This is a genomic window from Bradyrhizobium sp. SZCCHNR2028 (assembly GCF_032380995.1).
Taxonomy (GTDB): Bacteria; Pseudomonadota; Alphaproteobacteria; order Rhizobiales; family Xanthobacteraceae; genus Bradyrhizobium.
This window is the reverse complement of record NZ_JAUHJF010000009.1, coordinates 118,065-140,947: the sequence shown is the minus strand read 5'-3', so window position 1 is coordinate 140,947 and position 22,883 is coordinate 118,065. Positions and strand designations below refer to the sequence as shown.

The 22,883-nt window shown below is 64.5% G+C and carries 18 protein-coding genes, 1 tRNA gene and 1 pseudogene; 6 read left to right on the top strand and 14 right to left on the bottom strand.

Annotated elements, in window-relative coordinates; genetic code table 11:
- Window positions 1-41: 41 nt before the first annotated feature.
- The 3 genes from yidC to rpmH are packed head-to-tail and all read right to left on the bottom strand — an operon-like array spanning window position 42 to window position 2,509.
- The gene (gene yidC / locus QX121_RS16865; RefSeq protein WP_315812539.1) at window positions 42-1,910 is read right to left on the bottom strand and encodes a membrane protein insertase YidC; all 1,869 of its coding nucleotides are present in this window, start codon (window positions 1,908-1,910) and stop codon (window positions 42-44) included.
- 22 nt (window positions 1,911-1,932) lie between these two features.
- Window positions 1,933-2,343, bottom strand: coding sequence for a ribonuclease P protein component (gene rnpA / locus QX121_RS16860; RefSeq protein WP_315775596.1), 411 nt, complete (start codon window positions 2,341-2,343; stop codon window positions 1,933-1,935).
- 31 nt (window positions 2,344-2,374) lie between these two features.
- Complete coding sequence (gene rpmH, locus QX121_RS16855; protein ID WP_006609582.1) at window positions 2,375-2,509, bottom strand: 50S ribosomal protein L34; 135 nt, start codon at window positions 2,507-2,509, stop codon at window positions 2,375-2,377.
- Between the two features lie 501 nt (window positions 2,510-3,010).
- On the opposite strand from rpmH, the gene QX121_RS16850 reads away from it, so the two are divergent.
- Entirely contained in the window at window positions 3,011-4,486 is a 1,476-nt protein-coding gene (locus QX121_RS16850; protein WP_315812538.1) for a HAMP domain-containing sensor histidine kinase, read from the top strand.
- A 269-nt stretch (window positions 4,487-4,755) separates the two neighbouring features.
- A tRNA-Arg gene (locus QX121_RS16845) sits at window positions 4,756-4,832 on the top strand.
- Between the two features lie 211 nt (window positions 4,833-5,043).
- On the opposite strand, the gene QX121_RS16840 is transcribed toward QX121_RS16845, so the two are convergent.
- The 8 genes and pseudogenes from QX121_RS16840 to QX121_RS16805 form a co-directional block, all read right to left on the bottom strand.
- The gene (locus tag QX121_RS16840; protein ID WP_315775595.1) at window positions 5,044-5,571 is read right to left on the bottom strand and encodes an NADH-quinone oxidoreductase subunit NuoB; all 528 of its coding nucleotides are present in this window, start codon (window positions 5,569-5,571) and stop codon (window positions 5,044-5,046) included.
- A 14-nt stretch (window positions 5,572-5,585) separates the two neighbouring features.
- Window positions 5,586-7,097 (bottom strand): NADH-quinone oxidoreductase subunit C, encoded by a 1,512-nt coding sequence (locus QX121_RS16835; RefSeq protein ID WP_315812537.1) that lies wholly within the window; start codon window positions 7,095-7,097, stop codon window positions 5,586-5,588.
- Window positions 7,098-7,102: 5 nt separating this feature from the next.
- Window positions 7,103-8,551, bottom strand: a complete 1,449-nt coding sequence (locus QX121_RS16830; protein WP_315735705.1) for a hydrogenase 4 subunit F — start codon at window positions 8,549-8,551, stop codon at window positions 7,103-7,105.
- Entirely contained in the window at window positions 8,551-9,216 is a 666-nt protein-coding gene (locus QX121_RS16825) for a hydrogenase-4 component E (protein ID WP_315734917.1), read from the bottom strand. The genes QX121_RS16830 and QX121_RS16825 overlap by 1 nt, the downstream gene beginning before the upstream one ends.
- Window positions 9,217-9,218: 2 nt before the next feature.
- A complete protein-coding gene (locus QX121_RS16820) occupies window positions 9,219-10,172 on the bottom strand; it encodes a respiratory chain complex I subunit 1 family protein (RefSeq protein ID WP_315715389.1) in 954 nt (317 codons plus the stop codon).
- Window positions 10,163-12,178: a hydrogenase 4 subunit B gene (gene hyfB, locus QX121_RS16815; RefSeq protein WP_315812536.1), complete on the bottom strand. Its 2,016-nt coding sequence runs from the start codon at window positions 12,176-12,178 to the stop codon at window positions 10,163-10,165. Before hyfB ends, QX121_RS16820 begins: the two co-directional genes overlap by 10 nt.
- Before the next feature lie 12 nt (window positions 12,179-12,190).
- Window positions 12,191-12,484 carry a helix-turn-helix domain-containing protein gene (locus QX121_RS16810; protein WP_315773686.1) on the bottom strand — a complete coding sequence of 98 codons (294 nt, stop codon included), beginning with the start codon at window positions 12,482-12,484 and terminating at the stop codon, window positions 12,191-12,193.
- A gap of 455 nt (window positions 12,485-12,939) precedes the next feature.
- Window positions 12,940-14,285, bottom strand: a pseudogene (locus tag QX121_RS16805) (tyrosine-type recombinase/integrase).
- Between the two features lie 316 nt (window positions 14,286-14,601).
- On the opposite strand from QX121_RS16805, the gene hisC reads away from it, so the two are divergent.
- Entirely contained in the window at window positions 14,602-15,669 is a 1,068-nt protein-coding gene (gene hisC / locus QX121_RS16800) for a histidinol-phosphate transaminase (protein ID WP_315812535.1), read from the top strand.
- 87 nt (window positions 15,670-15,756) lie between these two features.
- Here hisC and draG read toward each other — a convergent pair whose 3' ends face one another.
- Window positions 15,757-16,647 (bottom strand): ADP-ribosyl-[dinitrogen reductase] hydrolase, encoded by an 891-nt coding sequence (gene draG / locus QX121_RS16795; protein ID WP_315773658.1) that lies wholly within the window; start codon window positions 16,645-16,647, stop codon window positions 15,757-15,759.
- A gap of 12 nt (window positions 16,648-16,659) precedes the next feature.
- Window positions 16,660-17,484: an NAD(+)--dinitrogen-reductase ADP-D-ribosyltransferase gene (locus QX121_RS16790; RefSeq protein ID WP_315812534.1), complete on the bottom strand. Its 825-nt coding sequence runs from the start codon at window positions 17,482-17,484 to the stop codon at window positions 16,660-16,662.
- A gap of 781 nt (window positions 17,485-18,265) precedes the next feature.
- Between QX121_RS16790 and QX121_RS16785 the strand changes: the two genes are divergently transcribed.
- On the top strand, window positions 18,266-18,589 hold the full coding sequence (locus tag QX121_RS16785) for a hypothetical protein (RefSeq protein ID WP_315812533.1): 324 nt from the start codon (window positions 18,266-18,268) through the stop codon (window positions 18,587-18,589).
- A 101-nt stretch (window positions 18,590-18,690) separates the two neighbouring features.
- On the opposite strand, the gene QX121_RS16780 is transcribed toward QX121_RS16785, so the two are convergent.
- The gene (locus tag QX121_RS16780; protein ID WP_315812532.1) at window positions 18,691-20,247 is read right to left on the bottom strand and encodes a glycosyltransferase family 39 protein; all 1,557 of its coding nucleotides are present in this window, start codon (window positions 20,245-20,247) and stop codon (window positions 18,691-18,693) included.
- 468 nt (window positions 20,248-20,715) lie between these two features.
- Here QX121_RS16780 and QX121_RS16775 point away from each other — a divergent pair, with 468 nt between their 5' ends.
- Window positions 20,716-21,387 (top strand): response regulator transcription factor, encoded by a 672-nt coding sequence (locus tag QX121_RS16775; RefSeq protein ID WP_315734907.1) that lies wholly within the window; start codon window positions 20,716-20,718, stop codon window positions 21,385-21,387.
- A 5-nt stretch (window positions 21,388-21,392) separates the two neighbouring features.
- Window positions 21,393-22,844, top strand: a complete 1,452-nt coding sequence (locus tag QX121_RS16770; protein ID WP_315812531.1) for a HAMP domain-containing sensor histidine kinase — start codon at window positions 21,393-21,395, stop codon at window positions 22,842-22,844.
- The last annotated feature ends 39 nt before the right edge of the window (window positions 22,845-22,883 follow it).

The window sequence follows — 22,883 nt, the reverse complement described above, 5'->3', positions numbered from 1 at the left end:
TAGACGTTTCGTTGCTTCAGCGGCTCACGCCGCCTTACTCGTCACGCTACTTTTTTTTTAAACGTGCCGCGGATGTTGTCGAACAGCTCCACCTTCACGCCGTTGCGGCGCATGATGAAGCCCTGCTGCAGCACCGACAGCGTATTGTTCCAGGCCCAATAGATCACGAGGCCGGCCGGGAAGCCCGCGAGCATGAAGGTGAAGATCAGCGGCATCCAGTTGAAGATCATCGCCTGCGTCGGATCCGGCGGCGTCGGGTTCAGCTTCATCTGGAACCACATCGTGATGCCCATGATGATCGGCCAGATGCCGAGCGCCAGGTAGTGGCCGAACAGCGGCAGCTGGGTCGGGTCGAACGGGATCAGGCCGAACAGCGTGAATAGATTGGTCGGATCCGGCGCCGACAGGTCCTTGATCCAGCCATAGAACGGCGCATGCCGCATCTCGATGGTGACGAACAGCACCTTGTAGAGCGAGAAGAACACCGGGATCTGCAGCACGACCGGAAGACAGCCGGCGACCGGGTTGATCTTCTCCTTCTTGTAGATCTCCATCATCTCCTGCTGCTGCTTCATCCGGTCGTCCGGATAGCGCTCCTTGAGCGCCTGGAGCTGCGGCTGGATCGCCTTCATCTTCGCCATCGAGGCGTAGGACTTGTTGGCGAGCGGGAAGAACAGGAGCTTCACCAGCACCGTCACCAGCAGGATCGAGATGCCGAAATTGCCGAAGAAGCGGAAGAAGAAATCCAGCGCCAGGAACATCGGCTTGGTCAGGAAGTAGAACCAGCCCCAGTCGATCAGGAGATCGAAATGGTTCAGCCCGAGCTGCTGGTTGTAGCCGCCGAGGCCGCCGATCGGGAAGTTGATGCCGACGACGCCGGCCTCCTTGGCGCCGGCGAACAGCCGCGTGGAGACGGAGTTGGTGGCGCCCGGGGCGACGGTCTGGGCATCCTGCCGATAGTCGGTCTGGTAACGGCGGACGTTGTCGGCGAGGTTGGACTGGTAGCGTGTCAGCAGATGAGCGTCGCTGGACGGCAGCAGGGCTGCAGCCCAATATTTGTCGGTGATGCCCATCCAGGCATTGGTGACCGTGAATTCGGCGACCTTGTCGTCGTCCATCTTCTTGTAGGTGTATTCCTGCAGGCCCTTTTCGCCGAGATAGCCAATGAGGCCCTCGTGCAGGATGTAGTAGCCGGAGACGTGCGGAGTGCCGTGGCGCGAGATCAAGCCATAGGGATACAGCGTTGCCGCAGCCGTGCCGTTGTTGGTGACCTCGTCCTTGATCGAGAACAGGTAGTGGTCATCGACCGAGATGGTGCGGCGGAAGATGAGGCCCTGGCCGTTGTCGTAGGTCAGCTTGACCGGCGTCGACGGCGTCAGCGCGTTGGAGCCGTCCTGCTGCCAGACCGTGCTCGGATCGGGCGCCTGGACGTTGGCGCCGGGGACGCCGACCCATCCGAACTCGGCATAATAAGGGTTGGCGGTGTTCGACGGCGAGAACAGCACGATTGCAGGTGATTTCGGGTCGACCGTGTCGCGGTACTGCACCAGCGCGAGATCATCGATGCGGGCGCCCTTCAGCGCGATGCTGCCGGTCAGACGCGGCGTGTCGATCTTGACGCGCGGCGAGGCGGCGATGGCGGCGTCACGCGGCATCACGGAACCTGCGGCCGGGGCAGCAACGCCCGGTGCATTCGGGCTGCCGGTCGCGGCTGCGCCGGCCTGCGGCGTGGCCGAGGGGACGCTGCCGTCCGGCTGCGCGGCCGGAACCTGCTTCTTGGCGAGCTCGGCCTGAAGTTGCGCCTGCGCGCGCTGCTTCTCCATCTGCGGTCCGTTGTAGAAGACCTGCCAAAGGATCAGCACGAGGCCGGAGAGAATGACGGCGAGAATGGTGTTGCGATTGTCGGTCATCGTTTTCTTATCGTCTCGTCGTTCAATCCGGTTTGCGGGAATGCGCGTCCGGTGCGGGAGCGTTTGGCTTGTCCGCATCCGACGGCTTGCGCGGCTGCGGCTTGGCCTGCGGCCGGTCGAGGCGGCGGAGCGTCGCCTGGAGGTCGGCGAGCATGGTCGAGAAGTCGCGTGACAGGGCATCCCGCCGGCCGACCAGCACGTAGTCACTGTGCGGCCGCATCGACAGGGGATCGAGCCGTTTCACAAGCTCGCGCAACCGCCGACGGATGCGATTACGCTCCGTGGCGGTGCCATTCTTCTTGGTGACGGTAAAGCCGATCCGGATCGGGCCCTGGTCCGGCCGTTCCCGGCGCTGGACTCCGAAGGCAGGACTGTTCGCCCGCACGCCATCGGCAACGGCGAGGAAGTCCGCCCGCTGCCGCAGCCGATCCATGATGGAAATCTCCGGGACAGACGCCCTGGCTTCAGGCGCTGAGACGCTTGCGGCCCCGGGCGCGACGCGCGGCAAGGACCTTGCGGCCGCCGGTGGTGGCGAGACGGGCGCGGAAGCCGTGACGGCGCTTGCGCACCAGTTTGCTGGGTTGATAAGTCCGCTTCACGGGTCGTTCTCCGCTGCCGGGCAATTTGCCAGTTGACAACTTGCCTGCTTGAAATGTCGATTGATGTCCGGTGATGCTTCCGGGCCCGAAATGGACCGCTGCCGGCCCTGAAATCGAGCCGCTCCCGGGCGGGCCGGGTCATCGCGGACGGTTGGCGCGGCTTATAAGGGAGCGTCCCGCCTTCGTCAATCGCGGCAAGGCGTCCTAGGCGGTGCAGGCGATCGACGGCGCCGAGATCTCGTAAAGACCTTCGTCACCGGCCGTGGGTCGGCGTGGCGAATGAGACGAAGCAAGACGAGAACGCAAGACCCTGGGCGCCAGACGAGGGCAAGAATAGCCTCGGCACGGCGGGGTTGAAGACGTCAGAGGTCGTGCAGTTTTGGGTTCCATTATGAACGATTTGGAAACCGGAACATGAGCGATCCGTAATTTGACCGGACTCCGGTGCAGTCCCATCTTGCGGTCCCGTAAGGGTGGGGGTGTCTCTTACAAGGGCGATACGTGACCGAGAGCGACAACCAGCCAATCCTGGAGCGCCTGCGACCGAAAAGGTCGCGCCGGCTCGGCTTGTCTGGAAAGCTGCTGCTGTTGACCATTCCGCTGGTGATGATCGCGGAGGTGCTGATCTACGTGCCGGCGATCGCCAATTTCTGGACCAACCGGCTTAACGATCGCTTGGCGGCCGCCAATACCGCTGCGCTGGTGCTTGATGCCGCGCCGTCCGGCATGGTGCCGGATTCGCTGGCGCGGCAGATCCTCACCTCCATCAACGCGCGCGGCGTCGCCATCAAGATGGGCCAGCAGCGCCGCCTGCTCGCCAGCGCCGACCTGCCCGCCTCGATCGACCACGACTTCGACATGCGCGACATGACGGTGTGGTCGTCGATCGTGAACTCGCTGACGATGATGACAGAGACCGGCGATCACACCATGCGCGTGATCGGGCCGTCGCCGGGCCGCGCCCAGTTCATCGAGGTCGTGACCGACGAGAAGCCGTTGCGCAAGGCGATGTATCGCTTCTCGCGCAATCTGCTCGGCGTGTCGCTGCTGCTGGCGGTGCTGACCGCGGCGCTGGTCTATCTTGCTCTGCATTTCCTGTTCGTGCGGCCAATGCGGCGCCTCACCGCGAGCCTCGTAGGCTTCCACGAAAATCCGGAGAGCGTGGCGCGAATCATCGTGCCGAGCCAGCGTTCCGACGAGATCGGCGTCGCCGAGCGCGAGCTCGCCGACATGCAGCGCGACCTCGTCTCGATGCTGCATCAGAAGAGCCGGCTCGCCGCCCTCGGCCTCGCCGTGTCCAAGATCAACCATGACCTCCGCAACCTGCTGGCCTCGTCGCAACTGCTGTCGGACCAGCTCGCCAGCGTTCCCGATCCGCGGGTGCAGCGCTTCGCGCCGAAGCTGATGCGCTCGCTGGAGCGCGCCATCGCGTTCTGCCAGTCGACGCTGTCCTACGGCAAGGTGCAGGAGCCGGCGCCGGACCGCCGCATGGTGGCGGTCGAGCAGGTGGTGGCGGAGGTGCGGGAGACCGCTGGCCTGTCGCCGGATGCCTCGATCACGTGGATCGCGGCGATCGAGCGCGGGCTGAAGATCGATGCTGATCCGGACCAGCTGTTCCGCGTGCTGCTCAACCTGGTGCGCAATGCCGCCCAGGCCTTGGACAGCCTCGCGGCGGATGCCGGCGTGCGCCAGATCCGCATCACCGGCTGCCGCGAGGGCGGGGTGGCGATCCTGGAGGTCTCGGACACGGGTCCCGGCGTCCCGGCGAAGGTGCGAGAGCACCTGTTCGAGGCCTTTCGCGGTGCCGGTCGCCCGGGCGGCTCGGGGCTGGGCCTTGCGATCGCGGCCGAGCTGGTCCGGGCCCACGATGGCGACATCCAGCTGGTCGAAGGGACCCTGGGGGCCACCTTCCGAATCACGATTCCCGACCGCCCTGTCGAGCTGCAGACCTTCTGGACCGAGCGCGCCAGCGCCTGAACCGGACCGGCCTCACCTGCCATTCCGGGGCGATGCCGCAGGCGTCGAGCCCGGAACTTCGGGCGTGCCGGAACGAAGCCCGTCCGCTCCGGCTCTACCGAACCGCGCCAGCGCGTCTGCGGAAAAATGGTCGCAAAATGTCCCGCTCCAGCCTTGCCAAGCGGTCTCCGAGCCGTTAGTCAAAGGCCCTTCGCGAGGCCTGCCGGCATTTGCCGCCCCGGCCTTCCGGGATCCGGCCCCTGGCCCGGAGCCTGCCAAACGCGAAAAACGCGCCCGTAGCTCAGCTGGATAGAGCATCAGACTACGAATCTGAGGGTCGGACGTTCGAATCGTTCCGGGCGCGCCATTTAGATCAATGACTTAGCTAAAATCACCGTTTGAGATTTGAAAACTGAAACGGTTTTTCAAACGGTTTTGGTGTGCGACATGCATGCTCGTGGACGGTGCCGCTCCTGGCAAAGGATTGCATCCAGATCGGAGAATTAACGGGGGTTCGAATCCCACTCTCTCCGCCAGTGCCTCTGAGGTCCTATAAATCATCGAAGCCGTCGAGATGGCTATGGCGTGGCCGAAGCCACGCGTTCGAGAAGAGCCAATAGCCCGCGGAGAATTTCGAGCGGAGCGGGCGGGCACCCCGGGACATGCAGATCGACCGGCACGACCTCTCCCACGCCCCCCACCACGGCATAGCTGCTGGCGAAGCACCCGCCGTCGCGGGCGCAGTCGCCCACGGCCACGACCCACTTCGGATTTGGTGTTGCGTTGTAGGTCCGCTCCAGCGCCATGCGCATGTTCTTCGTCACCGGCCCAGTCACCAGCAGCACGTCCGCGTGGCGCGGTGAGGCGACGAAGCGGAGGCCGAAGCGTTCGAGATCGTAATAGGCGTTGTTGAGCGCATGAATTTCCAGCTCGCAGCCGTTGCAGGAGCCGGCGTCGACCTCGCGGATCGACAGCGACCGGCCAAGGCGCCGGCGGGCCGCCCGCTCCAGCGCAGCGCCCACTTCTGCAAGTGCCCGGTCGTCGGCCGACGGCGCCGGCTCCGTCAACGGCATCTGCACGAGACTCTGGAACAGCAGCTTTCTCATCTGGATGGACGTCCCTAGAGGTCGTGGCCCGAGTAGGAGCAGTTGAACGATTTGTTGCAGAGCGGGAAATCGGCAACGATGTTGTCTTGGATCGCGGCCTCCAGCAGCGGCCATTGGAACCAGGAAGGGTCACGCAGATGGCAGTGCGCAATGCTGTTGTCGGCATTGAGCCTGAGCCAGACCAGGATGTCGCCGCGAAAACCCTCCACCAGCGCCATGCCCTCGCGAACCTCGCCGGCCATGGGCAGATCGATCCGCAACTCGCCCTGCGGCATCCGCTCCAGCAATTGGGTGACGAGCCCTAGACTCTGCTCGATCTCGCGAACGCGAATCCACACCCGCGCGTTGACGTCGCCGGCCTCAAGCACAGGAATCTCGAAGGCGAGCTTGTCATAGGGCGCGTAGGCAAGATGCTTGCGTGCGTCGAAGGTGCGGCCCGATGCACGGCCGATGAAGCCGCCGGGCGCGTATTGACGGGCGAGATCGGCCTTCACCGTGCCCGTGGTGACGGTGCGATCCTGGAGCGAGGCCGTGTTGTCGTAGAGTTCCACCAGGGCTGGGAAGCGTGCCTGGATATCGCTCACCAGCGATCGGATCGCCTGGATGCCATCCTGGTTGATATCGGTCGCAACGCCGCCGGGCAGGATCAAGTCGCGCATCAGGCGGTGCCCGAAAACATTGCCCGCGCCGCGCAGCACCCTCTCGCGCAACACGCCGCAATGGGCCAGCATCAGGGCGAAGGAAGCATCGTTGCAGATTGCGCCGAAATCGCCGAGATGATTGGCGAGACGTTCCAGCTCCGCCATCAGCGCGCGCAGATGGTGCGCACGCAGCGGAACTTCCACCCCCAACGCGGCCTCCACCGCGCGCGCGAAGGCCAGTCCGTAGGCGACCGTGCTGTCACCGGAGGCGCGAGCTGCGAGCTTGCCCGCCTTCGCAAGGTTCGCGCCCGCAATCAGGCCTTCGATACCCTTGTGCACATAGCCGAGCCGAGGCTCTAACCGCACCACGGTCTCGCCGTTGGCTGTGAAGCGGAAGTGGCCGGGCTCGATGATGCCGGCATGGACCGGTCCGACCGGAATCTGATGCAGGCCGTCGCCTTCGACGGGAAGGAACGCATAGGTCCTGTCGATCGGCGTCGGCTCGGGCTTCGCAGCGAGCGGATGCCGCAGGCCCCAATTGCCGTGGTCGAGCCAGGCGCGCGGGTCCGGCAGGCCCTGCGGCTCCAGGCCGCGGAGATCGCGGATGGTCCGTTCCAGCCGAAGTGCCGGTGGGTGGTGCAGACCGACCGACGGATAGCGGCGGGTCGGGCAATCGAGCGTGATGATGCCGACCACAGTCTTCGGCGCATCGAGCAGCGCCATGTGAACGCGATCCGCCTCGCCCCAAAGGCCGAGCAGTTCCCAGTCGGCGCCGGCAAGTCCTGCGATCGCCTCGTTCCAGGTCGCGACGCCGACGACGGCGCGCGGCCAGGGACAGGGGCTCGATGCAAGCTCGCCTTGGCGCAGGAGTTCGTCGAGGCCCATTGCGATCACCCCAGAATATCGGCGACGTGCCGGAACCACGTGACCAGCGTGGGCGGGAGGAAGATTCCGGCGATCAGCACGAGACCGAAATGCACGATCATCGGCATGTAGGAGGCATCCGATGGTGCAGTGCTCCCGGTCGGAACGCCAAAGGCGATACCGTTGAGATGATAGAACAGCGCGCCGAGCGCGAGCAGGATGCCGAACACGAGCGGGATGGCAAGCAGCGGCTCGCGCGCGAAGGTCGAGGTCACGACCAGGAATTCGCTCATGAAGACGCCGAACGGCGGCAATCCGGCGATGGCCACGACACCGATCACGAGGCTCCAGCCGAGCGCCGGATGGGTCGCGGTCAGGCCGCGGATATCGGCGATCTTCTGCGTGTCCTTGATCTGCGCGACGTGGCCAACGGCAAAGAAGATTCCCGACTTGGTAAGGCTGTGCATCACCATGTGCAGCAGCCCCGCAAAATTGGCGACCGGGCCGCCCATCCCGAAGGCAAAGGTGATGATCCCCATGTGCTCGATCGAGGAATAGGCGAACAGGCGTTTGATGTCGCGCCGCCGGTAGAGCATGAAGGCGGCGAACACCAGCGATACCAGACCGAGTGTCACCATCAGGGGTCCAGGAGCCACCGCGCTCGGATTGGCTGCCAGCACGATCTTGAAACGAAGCACTGCGTAGAGTGCGACGTTGAGCAGGAGGCCGGACAACACCGCGGAGATCGGCGTCGGCCCTTCCGCATGCGCATCCGGCAGCCAGGCGTGCAGCGGCGCCAACCCCACCTTGGTGCCGTAACCGAGCAGCAGGAATATGAAGGCGACGTTGATCAGCGCCGGATCGAACTGCGAGGCATGCGCGACCAGCACCGTCCAGACCATGCCGTTGATGCCTTCGCCCACCACGGGGAGCGCAGCCATGTAGACCAGGATGGTGCCGAACAGCGCGAGCCCGATGCCGACGCTGCCGAGAATGAAATATTTCCAGGCGGCTTCGAGCGCTTCATGGGTGCGGTAGATGCCGACCATCAGCACGGTCGTCAGCGTCGCCAGTTCGATGCCGACCCACATCAAGCCGATATTGTTGGCGGTCAGCGCGAGATTCATCCCGCCCATCATGACCTGGAACATGGCGTGGTAGAAGCGCAAGTATGCAGGCGTCAGCCGCCCGGTCGCCAGCTCGTGGCCGATATAGCTTGCCGAAAACACGCTGGTGGTGAAGCCGACGAAGGTATTGAGCACGATGAACGCGATGTTGAGTTCATCGACGAACAGGTAAGAGCCGGGCTGGATGTGATCGGCGAAGAACATCGAGAGCGAGGCCGCGAAGGTCAACCCCGACGCCAGCACGTTGAGGCGCGCGGACAGCCGATAGCCGGGAAGCAGGGCCAGCACAGCGGCCGAGACGACCGGAATGACGGTGACGAGGACGACGCCCTCGTTGGTGGACAACATCATCGGCGCTCTCCGCGAAAGCGATCCAGCGCCTGGACATCGACGGTATCGAAGCGCTCGCGGATCCGGAACAGGAAGACGCCGATCACGAAGAAGGCGATCAGGATCGAGAAGGCGACGCTGATCTCGACTACCAGCGGCATGCCGCGCGCGCCGGTGCCTGCGAGCACCAGCCCGTTTTCAAGCGACATGAAGCCGACCACCTGGCTCACGGCGTTACGCCGGCTCACCATCATCAACAGACCGAGCAGTACGACCGACAGCGCGAAGGCGAGGTCCTCGCGCGCGAGCGGATCGGCGGCGGGGGTGACCTTCAGCATGACCGTCATCGAGAGCGCGACCAGTCCCATGCCGGTCAGCATGGTCGTTCCGGAACCGATCACGGTTTCGATCTCGCGATGGATGCCGAGTCGCTGGATGATGCGATGCAGCCCGACCGGCACGACCACGGCCTTGAAGACCAGCGCGATCATGGCGGTGACATAGAGATGCGGCGCGCTCTGGACGTGGGCCTGCCAGGCGACCGACATCGCGAGCAGCACGGCCTGGAGCGCAAAGGCGTTGAGCAGGGCATAGAGCCGGTGCTGTGTGATCATCAGGAAGCTGACGAGCAACAGGCTGCCCGCCAACAGGTGCGCGACGTCGAATGTCAGTCCGTGCGCCATTGCTAGAGGCTCCTCGATACGAACAACAGCAGCGTGCCGAGCAGGCCGAGCATCAAGGCAGCGCCGATGAAATCCGGTAGGCGGAACACCCTCATCTTCGCAATGGCGGTCTCGAACACGCCGAGCAGAAAGCCGAACACAGTGAGCTTGGCGAGATAGCCGGTGAATCCGGTCAGATGGCTTGCGGTGCTCGCGCTGGGCGCAGCCAGCGTCCACGGCACGAAGATGCAGCCGATCAGCGAGATGTAGAGCAGCAGCTTGACCGCGGCCGCGAGTTCGATCATGGCGAGGTGGCGACCTGAATATTCCAGCACCATGGCTTCATGCACCATGGTGAGTTCGAGATGGGTCGCCGGGTTGTCGACCGGAACGCGGCCGTTTTCGGCGATGGCGACGATGATCAGCCCGACCATCGCAAGGCCCAGCGAGACACGCAGGCCGACGCCCGAGGCGAACAGATCGGCCACGGCCGAGAGCTGCGTCGAGTGCGCAACCAGCGCCATGGTGAAGACGACCAGCAGCATGGCCGGCTCGGCGAGCGAGGCGATCATCATTTCCCGGCTCGCCCCGATGCCGCCGAAGGCGGTGCCGATATCCATGCCGGCGAGCGCGAGGAAAAACCGCGCGCTGGCGAGCAGCGCGATGATGGCGATGAGGTCCGCGGACCAGCTGAACAGCAAACCCTTGGCGAAGGTCGGCACCAGCGCGGCGGCGACCCAGGTCGCCGCGAAGATCAGATAGGGCGCGACGCGGAATATCCACGAGGCATTGTCCGCGACCACGACCTCTTTCTTCAGGAGCCGTAGGATATCGCGATAGGGCTGCACGATCGGCGGGCCGCGGCGGCGCTGGAGGCGCGCCTTCACCTTGCGGATGAAGCCGGTCAGCAGCGGCGCCGCCAGCAGCACCAGCATCATCTGCGAGACCTGAACGAGAAGGGCGGAGATCAGCTCCATATCGCCAGCACCAGCAAGAGCAGCACGAGGGAGAGGAAGACAAGGCTGAGGTAGCGGCGGATGGTGAGGAATTGCAGTTTGTTGAGCTGGAGTGCGGCGCGTTCGACGGCGCCGGCAAACGGCTCGTAGAGCCAGTCCCACACCGGATCGGCGATCGTCAGCGTGAAGCGGGCGGCGCGTGTGTCGCCGGGCGCGGGCATGGTGACCTCTTCACTCGTGACAGGAGTCCGCGCTAGGAACACGCGGCGGATAGGCTGGGCAAAGCTCGAGCCGGAATATTGCGTCAGCGGACTGGGATCGGGAAAGCCGCAATCCCATGCCGGGCCGCGGCGGATCGCGTGCGAGGCGAAGCGGTGGATGGCCCACACCGCCAGCAGCGCGGACGTGGTGATGAAGAGAAAGACCAGCAAGCCGTTATAGGAGCTGCCGGTTTCGGCCTCCGGCACGATCGTGAGCCAGGGCCGGCTCCCCTGCGGCGTCAGCGCCGTGCCGGCAAGCTGGTGCGTGATCGGGGCGATGGCATCGATGACGAAGCCCGGAACGATGCCGGTGATCAGGCAGAGCAAGGCAAGTGTCGCCATGGCCGAGAGCGAGAAGCGGTCCACCTCCGTTGCTTGTCCCGCTTCCGTGCTGCGTGGACGGCCGAGGAAGGTGATACCGAAGGCCTTGACGAAGGTCGCGCCCGCCAGCGCTGCTGCGAGCGCGAGCAGGCCGCCTGCCGCCGGGACCATGACCTTCAGCAACCATCGCGCCAGGTCGGGACTCTGAAGCACGGCCTGGAAGGTTAGCCATTCCGATACGAAACCGTTCAGTGGCGGCAGCGCCGAGATCGCCATGCAGCCGACCAGGAACAGGAAGCTCGTCACCGGCATGCGGTGGATCAATCCGCCGAGACGATCCATGTCGCGCTGGCCGGTTGCGGTCAGCACCGCGCCGGCGCCGAAGAACAGCAGGCTCTTGAAGAGGGAATGGTTGAGCACGTGCAACAAGGCCGCCGTTATGGCCAGCGCGGCCGCCGCATTCATGCCGTCGGCTCGGAACGACAGCGCGAGGCCGAGCCCGATGAAGACGATGCCGATATTTTCAATGGTCGAATAGGCGAGCAGCCGCTTGGCGTCGTCCTGCATCAGGGCCTGCAACACGCCGAGGACTGCGCTCAGGCTGCCGATCGCGAGCAGCAGCGCGCCCGACCACCAGGGCAGGTCGCCGGTAAGGTCGAACACGATGCGGATGAAGGCGTAGATCGCGACCTTCGTCATCACGCCGCTCATCAGAGCCGAAACGTGACTTGGCGCCGCCGGATGCGCAAGCGGCAGCCAGGCATGCAGCGGCACCAGCCCGGCCTTGGATCCTGCACCGATCAGGACCAGCACGAGGACCATCGCAGCCGTCAGCGGCGTTCGCACGCCATGTCTGATCGTCTCGAAGTCGTAACTGCCGCCCGGCCCGGCGAGCAGGCCGAGGGCGAGCAGGAGCGCGAGCGTGCCGAGGCTCGCCATGATCAGATACACGTAGCCGGCGCGCATGTTCTCGGGATCGCGATGATGCGCGATTACGAGCGCCCAGGAGGCCAGTGACATGAACTCCCAGGACAACAGATAGCTGAAGGCATCAGCCGCCAGCAGGACCAGATTCATTCCGGCGAGGAAGGCCGGAAAGAACGGCAGCACGCGATGCGGCTCCTCCGCGTGCGCGCCGTAGCCGAGCGCGTAGAGACTTGCCACGGCGCCGCCGATATTCACGACAACGAGAAAAAAGGCCGCGAGCGCATCGATCGCGAAGTGTGCGCCGATCCAGGGCAGGCCGAGCGGCAGAACGAGGTCAGTCGGGGCGCCGGCATGGCCGGCAAGCGCGAGAAGCGAAAAAACCGTCGCCGCGCTGCACAGCGCCAGCATGGCGCCGTAGATGATGCGAGTCGCCGCATACGCGCGCGCGATGGCTACCGCCAACAGCGCAACCCCCAACATCGCCGCTGCGCAGAGCATGAGGAATGCAACGACACTCATCTGAATTGGATCCTATGCCCTTTTCGCCATACCCTTCACGTGGCGCGAGTCGGAGAGTGCGGGCTCCTTGAGCCGGACTCCGCGGCCTCCGGTCTGACTGGCTGCTCCGTCGCCGATCAGTTCGATGCCGCTCTGGATCAGCGCCTCGATCAATTTCATCAAGGAATCGACGTTGCCGCGCACGACGCCTTCGCTCGCTTCCATACGCTGGATCGTGGGGACCGAAAGGCCAGACAGTTCGGCAAGCTGGCGCTGGTCGATGTCAAGAAGCGCCCTGGCCGCGCGGAGCTGTGCTGCGGTGATCATCGTCGAGATGCCAGTACTGATATTTTGTGCATCAATACTGCACGTAAAAGTGCTAGCTGTTCGATCAATTATACCAATGAAGTTGTTTTGTATAGCTATATTGATGTTCGAGACCTCATTTGCCGAGGACTTTGTCCCAGGCATCAACGCATTGGAGGGTGCGTATTGCAGGCCGGCCATTGATCGACTCGCTTGATGGACTTTCGGCGATGATGGATTATTGGCGGAACAGGTCGTTGTCGGGGGCGAAACCCTATTCTCCGGCCGTAGCTCAATCGGTGGGTTTGGGTCGGGGAAGAACGAAAATGCGTTCTCTTTCAATGGAGATTGACTGATACTCTCTCCGCCACAGGGGAGCTTGTGCCGTCATCTATGCAGAAGAGCGGATCGCTACACGCGTTTCGCGCGTCTAGGAGCCGACACTAAGCACCTCTCTCCCACGGAGCGCGCTCTTGCTATTCCGCGATCGCTGACTTCAGCCCTTGTTGCCCGCGAATGTCGTCAGCGATAACATTGAGAAGTTGCGAGTTGGTGGATTTCAGCCACCGACGGATACTTGGGCTATTCGCATTCGATGCCGCAAATACCGTACTGCTGATCGCTTGTTGTTGGCGTCGTAGGTGATCCTCCAGCAGCTTAGGGCGAGTGATGTAGCCTGCGTTCACGCCGGGAATTGCGTGGTTCATCAGCAGCTTCGCATCGAACTCCGACACGCCGGCTGCGGCGGCGATGGTGCGAAAGCTCTGCCGTAGATCGTTACCCCATTTCGACAGCGTGGCCCGATCTTCTTTCTGCTCGACGATGTGCCCCGACACGCTGTCGGCCGGGAATATCCATTGGCGGGCATGCGACGGATGCATCTGATGTCCGAAACGCATGACTCGGATCAGGCAGCGGATCATTTCCCGAGATAGAGGATGTCGAAGGCCCGCTTCGCGCAGCCCTTGGGCTTGGGAATGTGTAGGATCCGTCTCTTGAAATCGATATTGCCCGGAGTGGTTTCCTGCAACGCGGTGGGCCGACATCCCGAAAGCAGCGTGAAGAGATGGAATTCACGGCGGATCGGATTGTCCAAAGCCGACAATTCGGAAAACCAGGCCCTCAGATCACCGGGCCCCATTCCGGTGTCGCGTCGCTTCTCTCCATTCCAGTCGATAGCCCCGACGGGAATATCGGGCGGCAAGGTCTTGTTGGCTTTTCGGGCGTGGGAATAGATGGCCCGGAGAGTGCGCATGCTTCCATTCGCAATATATGGCCCGTTCTCCTTGGTGATTTCGTCATGTCTCTCGACCACCTTTGCAGGGTGGCGGCCCAAATCTTCCAATGGCGTATCGAGCCATTTGATGAAGATTCGTTCCACGTGATCCCGATAGCTCTCGATTGTGCGCTCGCTACGGCCTTTCCTAATCATGTGGGCGTCGCGATATCGCTCCCACGCTTGCCTGAGCGTGATGCCGCCGGATTGATGCGCGGTCGGGCTATCCCCGCTGGCCGCGACGCGACTCGGTTTCGACCCGGCCTTGGGATGCTGACCCCGGCTTATCTGAGCAAGATATTCCTTGGCAGTCGCTCGGGCCGTCCTTGTCGAGAGTTCTTTGACGTCGCCGATTGCGACCTGGATCGACGTCGCTCGCTTGCCGTCCTCGCGAAGGTCGCCTTGGACGGTAAAGGTTCGTTTCCGCTTTCCGACGACGACGAAGAATCCCTTCAGTTCGGTGTCGCGCGCCAGATACCAGCCCTTCCTCGGGGTCGGCAGGCGAGCGATTTCTTTGTCGGTCAGCAGGAGGCGGACATCGGCCATCGGAGCGCTCCGAAACAAAAACGGTTTTTCAAACGGTTTTGGCAAATCGGGGAGTTCGACGGTTCGACCCCGACCTTGTAGGAGGATGTGCGATAAAAGGCTCGAAATTAAGGACTTTTGCGTCTATCGTTGCGCTGTGGCGTACAGTCGGATAGCGTGGCGTAGCAATGTTTTTGAACTACGAATCTGAGGGTCGGACGTTCGAAACGTTCCGGGCGCGCCATTCGCCGATGAACCACAGCACGTTCAATTCGCACGTCCATCACTTCCGGTCGATGCGTCGATTGGCGGATCTCGGGTGCGCAGGAGAACAATCTTGAGTCGCTTCTGGTCAGAGCTCGTTCATGGGCTGTCGCCCTATGTGCCTGGCGAGCAGCCGCAGATCCCGGGCCTGGTCAAGCTCAACACCAATGAGAGCCCGTTCGGGCCGTCGCCGAAGGCGATCGAGGCCATACGGGCCGCCGCTGCCGACACCTTGCGGCTCTATCCAGATCCCCAGGCAACGCGGCTGCGCGAGGTGCTCGCGGCCTATCACAAGGTCTCACCCGAGCAGGTGTTCGTCGGCAACGGCTCGGACGAGGTGCTCGCGCATACATTTGCGGCGCTCCTGAAGCAACCTGCGCCGCTGCTGTTCCCTGACGTGACCTACAGCTTCTATCCGGTCTACTGCCGGCTGCTCGGGATCGACTACGCGACCGTTCCGCTCGATGCCGAGATGCGCGTGCGTATCGACGATTATGTCGACCGCCCCGGCCCCGTGATCGTGGCCAATCCGAATGCGCCGACCGGAATTGCGCTGTCGCGTGCCGAGATCGCACGGTTGGCTGCTGCCCACAGCGATGTGGCCGTCGTCATCGACGAGGCCTATGTCGATTTCGGCGCCGAGACTGCGATCCCTTTGATCTCCGAGCATCCCAACCTGCTGGTGGTGCAGACGATGTCGAAATCGCGCGCGCTGGCCGGGCTGCGCGTCGGCTACGCGATCGGCGCCGCCGGCCTGATCGAAGGCCTGACGCGGGTCAAGGACAGCTTCAACTCCTACCCGCTCGGCCGCCCCGCCCAGGCCGGCGCGATCGCCTCGATCGAGGACGACGCGTATTTCCAACAGGCGCGCTCGGTCATCATGAAGAACCGCGCCGACCTCACCGCCGCGCTGGCCCGTCTCGGCTTCGAGGTCCTGCCGTCCAGCGCCAATTTCGTCTTCGTCCGTCATCCTGATCATTCCGGCCAGGCGCTGGCCACGGCCCTGCGTCAGCGCGCCGTGCTCGTCCGCCATTTCACCGCCCCGCGGATCGCGGACTATCTGCGTATCACCATCGGCTCGGAGACGGAGCTCGCGCGGCTGACGGACGCGCTGCGCGAGGTGTTGGCGCAGAATGGTTGAGAGTTGTGGCTGAGATGACGATCGGTCGGAGCCGATCCGCCACGACCGGCACACTCTGCGAAGTCTGGATGCCATTGGTCCCAGACATCAGACCCGAAGCACGCGCGCGATTTCTAGCAGCCGCGGCACCTGCGCGTGAATGGCTGCAGCCACGTCGCGGTCGAGCCTGTCGCGCCAGCGCGCAGGAATCGCCGCCAGCCCATAGGTGGCGCCGGCCAGCATGCCCGCGAGAGCGCCCGTCGTGTCGGCGTCGCCGCCCTGATTGACGGTCTGCACCAGGCATTCTGTGAACGAGTCGATGGCGAGATAGTGGTGCAGCACGGTCTGCATGGTGTCGACGATGAAGGCCGAGCTCTGCCCGGGGTAGGGGACGAAGCTGAAGGCGCGGTGCTTGCCGATCAGAGCTTCGGCTTCGCGGCGGACGGCGTCCTGGCCCTCACCCTGCAGCAAGGCATGAGTCATGCGCACCAGCGCAACGCAGGCGTCGTCCGACAACGGATGATGGTGCGTGGCGCGCGCCTGCGCCAGCGTCCACGTCTCGGCGTTGTCCGGTGCCTCGAGCGTCGCGAGCGCCACGGGCAGTACGCGCATCGCCGCGCCATTGCCAGCGTCGCCTTCGGCGTAGACACCTTCGACCGTGCCGCGCATGACGTAACGGCGGATGCCGCGGCGGCAGGTGTTGCCGACATCGGCCGGCCCGGTCCGAAGCCATGCCGCGAACTCCTCGCAGACGTCGCGTGCGTCGAAGCCGCCATTGCGGATCAGCGAGCGTCCCAGCGCCAGCGACATCTCGGTGTCGTCGGTGACCTCGCCCGGCTTCAGCTTCAGCCAGCCGCCGCCGATGATGTCGCGATGCACGCCATATTGCGCGGCGATCTCGTCTCGGGTCATGAACTCGACGGTGGCGCCGAGCGCATCGCCGATGGCAAAGCCGAGATAGGCCGCGAGCGCGCGTTCCTCGACATCGAGTGCGGTCATGCTGCGATCCGCTCACACATAGTCGACGCTCACGCGGTAGTCGCCGCCGATCACGAGGTATTCGCCTTCGCCCTTCAGCGCATGTGACGACAGCAGGCCGTTGAAGAACACGATCTTGCTGACGGGGACGCGCGCGGTGAGGATCATGTCGCCGAAGCAGCCGGCGGTGTCGCGGTCGGAGGAGAACGAGACGAGATTGTTGAGCCGGACCACCGCCTCGCGCCGCGTCGTTCGCTCCACGATCCAATGCTCGTCGAACGAATTGACGCCGCGATGCAGCGTCAGATGTGTCTGGTCGGGGAAGGTGAAGCGGCGCATGGCCCATTGGCAGAATTCGAACAGCAGATCGAGCTGCACCCAGATCGCATTGTTGTGGAAGCGGCTCGACATCTTCTCCTCGACATAGGTCGTCCAGGCCCGGCTTGCCACGGCTTCGATAGCCTCCTTGTGGAACGATGGGCCGAGGCCGAACCGGCTCTCGACCCAGCCCTTGAGCACGGCGCCTTCCGGGCCGTTGCTGTCGAAGCCCCAGCCCTGGATCAGCCGCAGGAAGGACGAGCGGAAACGCCGCTGGCCGCCGGACGTCGCGGCGCGTTGCTCGGGATCGAGCCCGAACATTGCCATCGTGTAGGTGGTGAAGGCTTCGCCGGCTTCGGCGAGATGTTCGGCCTGATCGAGCATCGTGAACAGGCTGGGGTTCATCTCGGTGACGCCCCAGATGTGCAGCGGCACCGCCGCCTCGTTGAAGGCAGCGCTCGCCAGCCACTCGGAAGGACGCCCCACGAGGTTGGTCGAATGGCCGATGCCGCGGCGGGCGCGCTGTGCTGCGTCGTTCATGATCGGCATGATGCCGGGTCGCGCAGTATAAGGGAAGCCGTCGGTACTGACATGGCGGAGAGCTTCTGATTGTCAGCTGCAACCGCCCCAGCCGGTGCTACCATGACCACCGCAACCCCGCCGCTTGGCGCCTTCGAAATCGCCCGCAGGCAACTGCGTCGCCGTTGCGCTGTCGGAGCGGTTCGTCTGTGAAGTGCATCGAGCGCGCCTGCCGAGAGCGTTGTCTTCTATCCATTCGAAGCCGGCTGCTCGATCGCGCGCAGTGTGTCAGCACGGAGGGCAATCAGCACGATCGCGTTGAATTCTTCCCGGCCGTCCACTGGTGAGATGCCCGCGTCATCTGCGTCTACTGTAATGCTGCGGTAAGGCCGTGACGCTAGCTTCGATGCGTCCTTACGACCGACATCACATCGGTCGCGCCATCGACAGCGTGTCATGATGAGCCATGGCTCGCCGTCTCTCGATGTGGTGTTCGATCGGAAGGACATTGGAGCGCCGCCGCAGACCCGAAAGCCCGGCCTGATCAGGTCGGCTCCGTCCCACCTGCGGCACCTTCCATCATGATCTGGCGCCGCATGGCTTCGAACGTCGTCGGAGTCCAGTGAGCGGGCCGTTCGGTTTGTGTCCCAGCCCCACACGTCCGAACGGCCTGCCATGATGGACCTCGTGGTGACACTCGCGCTCACATGTTGGTCGCATCGTCTTGCGTCTGTAATGATACGGTAAGCCGCGGCCGCGAGTCTCCCGCAGCGACGGCTGAGCTGATCGCAAGGAGAACCCAATGAAACGAATTTGCGCGCTTATGATCGTGGCCTCGACCATCGCAGGCACGATCGCGACGCCGGCCAATGCCGGTGGCAACCGCGGAGCGGCGGTGGCGGCCGGCGTCGTCGGAGGTCTGGCGATCGGAGCCCTGATCGGGTCTGCGGCAACCGCCCGTTCCGCGCCCACCTATGTCTACAGCTACGAGGATTATCCGCCGCCGCGGGTCGTCTATCGTCGTCACCGCGTCTATGAGTACGACGCGGAATACGGCAACTATGGCGACGGCTATGTGTCCGGCTACCGGGACGGCTATTCCGACGGATCCTGGGACAACGACTGAGACCGCCGCCCAAGCGCAAGGTCCCGCCGACGCGGGACCTTGTCCTTGATCCGAATGTTCGGATCCGCTGACGAGGCTGCCGCGTCCAGCGTTGCCTCGACCTACGGTTCCTTCGGCCGTGTCACCAGGAATGCCACCACCGTTCGTGTGCATCCCGTCCAGCCGAGCAGCCGGGCCTGCACCGCGAACTCGCGCTTGACGTAGTTGCCGGATCCGGCGGCCGCCGCTTCCGCGGCGCCGATGCAATCCGCCTGGTCGCGGAAGCACAGCGAAATCCAGCCTCCGCTGCCAGAGTCCGCACCGGTCTGGTGGGCTGTGGTGGGCAGACCGTAAGCGGGATGATCGGCACTGTAGAAGGTGGTTGCGAGCGCAAGGCTCTCGGTGCCGCCGACATGCTCGAGCGGCTTCCCCGTCAACTCCCGCCATTGTCGCGTCGCTTCCCGTGCGGTCTGCTGGTAGAAGGTACGACCTTCCTCATAGCCGTGCTTGTTGCGATAGAAGGCGTGGAGCGGCGCCGCAACGATCGCAGCCAGGACGGCGATCCCGGCCGTCAGCACCGCGATGTTGACGGTATGAAAGCGCGCGATCGGATAGCTGGTGGCGCAGACGACGACCACGACGAACAAGAACAGTCCCTGCAGCGCCCATAGCGACGGCAGGTCGGTGCCCATGACCAGCGCGTTGATGACGGGCAGGCCGAGCGTGCCGATGGCGATATATGACAACAGCCGGAGGCCGTCGTTCAGCGTGGCCATCTCCGTGGAGAAAGACCTGATCCTGGCGCCGGCGACGATCAGCCAGGTCGCGGCCGGCACGGCCATCGCGGCCGCGAGCCCCAGCAGGAAGAACAGGGAATCCCGTAACGACGTAGACAGGTTGGACCTGGCGTGCAGCAGCGCGTACTGAATGGGGGCCGCATCGTTGGCGACGAGCCAGTCGAGATGCATCGACAGTGCGGCGAGGCCCACGACGCCGGAGATCCACGGCGATGCCGATGTGAAATAGGCGCGTCGCTGCGGATGCGCCATGGCGGCGAATGCGAAGCTCATCACCAGAAAGATCGAGTAGTACTTGCCGAGCAGTGCGAGCGCGGCCGTCAGGCCCGCGGCGGCTGCCCAGGGCAGCGTTCGCGTTTCGAACGCGCGCAGGAAGCAGTAGGTGGCGAGCGGCCACGTCGCGAGCTGCACCGAGTTGGCGTTGAAGCGCTGTGCGTGAAACTGATAGGCCGGCGTCAGCATCAGCAGCAGCAGCACGATCACCCGCTTGTCCCCAGTGACGAAACGGCGCGAGACGAGATCGACGCACCACAGCGCCAGCGCCGCATTGGTCATCGCCATCAGGTGGAATGACCAGTCGGAGAGAGGGAAGACGGCGGTCCAGGCGCCGGCGATCCAGCCCATCAGCGGCGGATGCTTGTCGTAGCCCCAGGCGAACTGCCGTCCGAATGTCCAGGTCTCGAGAACGTCGGGATGCAGGCCGGCGCCGGCATAGGCGATCGAGAGATAGGCCGTCCACACGGCCACGAAGCAGGTCAGCAGCAGCGGCACCGCCCAGCCGGCCTCGATGCCGTCCAGCCAGCGCAGGAATGGAATGCGCCAGGCTGCCGGATGGCTGTCCGACCGTTCAGCGACGGTCGAGAACGCAAACTCGTGGAACATGCCGGTGTGCATCAAAAATGGTGCGTCGAACGGGACGTTCGGTGAGCGGCCGCGGCCGATAATTGGGGGCGGACCGTCCGGTGTGTCCGGTCGATCATGCGGCAGGCTCCATGCGAGCGAATCCTCGGCGTTTGTTTGAGTGTGCCAGTCTCGGCCAAGACGATTACGAAAGGCTGACGCCGCCGGCTTGCCGGCCGATGGAAAAACGGATCATCGCGGCGGGGCACGTCATACGACCGCAATCGCGCCAGCCGAGAAGCGGTTCAGCTTGCAATCGGAGATGTCGCGATAGGGCCAGTGCCCGCCAGCAGCGTGGAGTATATGAGCTGCGCGCGATCGGCGCTGGCAGAACGAGTCAACTTCGCTTGCGCGATCAAACAAAAGTATCAGAACACCGCCGACGTAATCCTATTGTAATCCCTCCGTAATGATAGGAACAGCCGATTGTCGATGATGCGGGAGAATCGCGTGCGCGTTCTGGTCGTTGAGGATGACCCCCAGCTGGGGATCTGGCTGCGGGATGCGCTCGCGACGGCGTTCGGCTCGTCGGACATCGTCACGACGCTCGACGAAGGGCGTGCGGCGATCGCCGTGCGCAATTTTGAGCTCGTGGTGATCGACCGCGGCCTCCCGGACGGCGACGGGCTCGCGCTGTTGCCGGATCTGCGGCAGCAGAAGCCGAGCCCGGCGACGGTCGTGCTGACCGCGCTCGATGACCCCGCCGACATCGCGCGTGCGCTCGACGAAGGCGCCGACGACTACGTCGCCAAGCCGTTCGAGCCGATCGAGCTGGTGGCACGGGCGAGGGCGGTGCTGCGCCGGCTGTTTCTCGACCGCGGCGCGACGGTCTCCATCGCCAATCTGAGCTACGACATCGTCAATCGCGCCGTCTGCGTCGAGGACGTGCCCATCGTGGTGCCGCGGCGCGAGCTGGCAATCCTTGAGGCGCTGGTCCGCCGCAGCGGGCGGGTGGTCCTGCGCGAGACGCTCGAAGCCGCGGCCTACGGCTTTGAGGACGAGATCCAGTCGAATGCCATCGAGGCCCACGTCTCGCGGTTGCGCCGCCGGCTGCGCGAGGCCAATTGCAAGGCCGCCATCAGGCCGGTGCGCGGCCTCGGCTATCTCCTCAGCGGCGAGTGACGCAGGTGAGGTGGCAGAAGCTCAGCCGTATCCGCCGCTCGATCACGTTGCTCTCGGCGACGCTGATCGGGGTGGTCACCACCATCATGCTGATCTGCGCGGCCGCCTTGCTGATCCGGTTCGGCGGCGACGATGACGGCACATGGGGCGCCGCCGACGTCGCCGATGCGCTGAAGGAGGCCGTATCCCGCGATGCCGGCGGCAAGCTGCTCATCAAGCAGACGTCGCGTCTCGACAAGATCATCCAGGATTTCGCGACATTCTGGTACGTCGTCTCCGACAAGAGCGGCGAGGTCAGCTACGGGCCGATTCCGAAATGGCGTCCGCACAAGCCTCTGTCGTCGCAGGACGGCACCAGCTTTCTGGCCTATGCGATCGATGGCGAGACGCGGAATTTCAAACGCATGACGGCCGTTCGGAATACGCCGGTCGGTGAGGTCTGGATCGAGACCGGCGGCGTCGCCTATACGTCGACGCAGCTGATGCTGGGCACGCTGACCGACGCGACGGTCGTTGCGCTTCCAATCATCCTGGTGCTGGTCGTGACGGTATTCGCGGCCCTGGTGTTCGTGCCGACGCTGATCGCGCGCCCGGTTCGTGCGGTGGCGCGCGCGGCCGAGATGATCGACGGCGTGCCGGACGGCCGACGGCTGCCCGAGCGGGACGCGCCGGCGGAATTGCTGCCGCTGGTCACCGCGTTCAATCGCGCCCTGTCGCGCATCGATCATGCCGCGGAGGCGCAGCGCAACTTCCTGTCCAACGCGGCGCATGAGCTGCGGACGCCGCTGACCAATGCGCGGACCATGCTCGAGGCAATCCCGGATGCTGGCTTGCGGGCACGTCTCGTCGGCGAGAACCAGAAGCTGTCGTCGATCGTCACCATGCTGCTGCAACTGGCGCGCATTTCGATGGAGCCGGTCGAGCTGACCGAGATCGATCTGGTGGCGCTGGCCCGGCGCGTCACGGCCGAGCATGTGCCGATGGCGCTGAAGGCCGGCCTCGAGATCGGCTTCGCCGGATGCGATGCGCCGGTCTCGATCCTCGGCTCGGAGCCCGCGTTGGCGGTCGCGCTCTCCAACCTGATCAGGAACGCCGTCATGCATGCCGGCGCCGGCGGTCCGATTCTCGTCGAGGTCGACGCGTCGGCGCGCCTGAGCGTGATCGATTCGGGGCCGGGCCTGCAGGCCGATCAGCCCGAGCGCCTGCTGCAGCCGTTCGAGCGCGGCCGCGCCCATGGCGACGGCATGGGGCTCGGGCTCTCGATCGTGTCGCAGGTCATGGCGACGCATCACGGCCGCGTGGCGTTGCGTGAGACGCCAGGTGGCGGCACCACGGTCGAGCTCAGCTTCGCGCCTGCCGCGCCTCAGCCGGGCGGTGCACCGGCGGCGGCCGAGGCGGCAATCCCGGCGGTCCGCCGCACAGCCGAGAAGGCCGCGCCGCCGCCGCGCTCCGTTTAACGATTCCGCGCCCCGACCTCGCGAGCCTCGCGCGGCCCG

Excerpts from the sequence above, each read along its gene's own strand:
- yidC (WP_315812539.1), bottom strand. The coding sequence starts at position 1,910 with ATGACCGACAATCGCAACACCATTCTCGCCGTCATTCTCTCCGGCCTC.
- rnpA (WP_315775596.1), bottom strand. The coding sequence starts at position 2,343 with ATGGATCGGCTGCGGCAGCGGGCGGACTTCCTCGCCGTTGCCGATGGC.
- QX121_RS16840 (WP_315775595.1), bottom strand. The coding sequence starts at position 5,571 with ATGAGAAAGCTGCTGTTCCAGAGTCTCGTGCAGATGCCGTTGACGGAG.
- QX121_RS16835 (WP_315812537.1), bottom strand. The coding sequence starts at position 7,097 with ATGGGCCTCGACGAACTCCTGCGCCAAGGCGAGCTTGCATCGAGCCCC.
- QX121_RS16830 (WP_315735705.1), bottom strand. The coding sequence starts at position 8,551 with ATGTTGTCCACCAACGAGGGCGTCGTCCTCGTCACCGTCATTCCGGTC.
- QX121_RS16825 (WP_315734917.1), bottom strand. The coding sequence starts at position 9,216 with ATGGCGCACGGACTGACATTCGACGTCGCGCACCTGTTGGCGGGCAGC.
- QX121_RS16820 (WP_315715389.1), bottom strand. The coding sequence starts at position 10,172 with ATGGAGCTGATCTCCGCCCTTCTCGTTCAGGTCTCGCAGATGATGCTG.
- hyfB (WP_315812536.1), bottom strand. The coding sequence starts at position 12,178 with ATGAGTGTCGTTGCATTCCTCATGCTCTGCGCAGCGGCGATGTTGGGG.
- QX121_RS16810 (WP_315773686.1), bottom strand. The coding sequence starts at position 12,484 with ATGATCACCGCAGCACAGCTCCGCGCGGCCAGGGCGCTTCTTGACATC.
- draG (WP_315773658.1), bottom strand. The coding sequence starts at position 16,647 with ATGACCGCACTCGATGTCGAGGAACGCGCGCTCGCGGCCTATCTCGGC.
- QX121_RS16790 (WP_315812534.1), bottom strand. The coding sequence starts at position 17,484 with ATGAACGACGCAGCACAGCGCGCCCGCCGCGGCATCGGCCATTCGACC.
- QX121_RS16785 (WP_315812533.1), top strand. The coding sequence starts at position 18,266 with ATGAAACGAATTTGCGCGCTTATGATCGTGGCCTCGACCATCGCAGGC.
- QX121_RS16780 (WP_315812532.1), bottom strand. The coding sequence starts at position 20,247 with ATGTTCCACGAGTTTGCGTTCTCGACCGTCGCTGAACGGTCGGACAGC.